Origin of the sequence: Leptolyngbya sp. KIOST-1, from assembly GCF_000763385.1 — a bacterium.
Lineage (GTDB): Bacteria > Cyanobacteriota > Cyanobacteriia > Phormidesmidales > Phormidesmidaceae > Nodosilinea.
The window spans coordinates 1-1,111 of the sequence record NZ_JQFA01000009.1 but is presented as its reverse complement, the minus strand read 5'-3'; the positions used below and the strand labels follow the sequence as shown (position 1 = coordinate 1,111).

The 1,111-nt window shown below is 64.4% G+C and carries 1 pseudogene; it reads right to left on the bottom strand.

The annotated features are described in order from the left end of the window. A pseudogene (locus tag NF78_RS32055) lies at positions 1-1,111 on the bottom strand (hypothetical protein); the annotation flags it as partial.

Sequence of the window (1,111 nt, the reverse complement as noted above, 5' to 3'; positions counted from 1 at the left end):
CCCGCCAGCAGGGGCGCGTTACACCGGCAGCCGGTGTCTGGTGGATTAGGCACGGGTGGGGGTGGGGTGTTGGGAGGTGCCTGTGTGAAACCGCCTGGGGTAGTGGGATTTTCGACTTTGCCAGTATTGGCCGTGAGAATGGTGGGGAGGGCGGGAATAGCCAGGGCGGGAATAGCCAGCAGAGGAGCTAAGGCGGGGTCACGCAAGCTCTCTAGAAATGACTCCTCACCGGGCCTTAGATAACCGCCGTTTGGCAGCTTGACGGTGTTGGGACTGTTAACCGGGCTGGAAACGGTGTAGCCGGTATCGGTGCCGGTGACGATGGTGCCGCCGGGCAGTCGAACCGTTTCCCCTGGGCTGAGATTGGGAAGGCGATCGCGGGCCGGAGTCGGTGCCGGGGCACCGGCAGGGGTGTTGCTCGGGGTGGCCGCCGGTGCTGCGGTTGGGTCAGGGTTGGCCGTGGGAGTGGTCACCGGTGCCGGAGTGATCAGCGGATCAGCGGCGGGTAGGACTGTGGCTGGTACGGGGGCAGCTGGCGCAGCGGCGGGGGCCGCGGCGGGGCGGATTGCCGGAGTGAGGGCGGGGGTATTTGCCGGGGCGGGGGCCGATGACGGAGCAACGGTCGCCGGTGTTGCCGGTCTGGACAGGGCGGTGGTCGGGTTGTAGGGGTCGCGCTGGGGGCGGTCGGTGGGGCGGTTGGGGGGCTGCTCTGCTGATGTTTGGGTAGAGTAGTCGGGGCTGGTGCAGGTTGGTCCGCTGTAGCCGTTGGTTTGAGAGCCGATTAAGACAGGCGCTGAGCCCCAATAGGTGTTATTGGTGTAGACGGTGATCGAGGCCGTGACGCTGTCAGGAGAGGTTTTGTAGAAAGCTACTCCGGTAGCAAAACGCTGGGCAAATGAGCCGTTGAAGAAGATTTCGGGGTTAAGGAGCTTGCCGCAAAGCTTAACCGGCAAGCCGCCAGTGTTGTGAACACCGAAGCCCAGGTTAGCGGGCCAGCTTACGCCGATTACCGCCGGTTGAGGTAAGCCATCCTCCGGTTGGGCGATCGCGGGCCCGGCTACATCGTCCCCCTGCAGGAACCCATCATATGTAGCATTGCCGAACAGGCGGC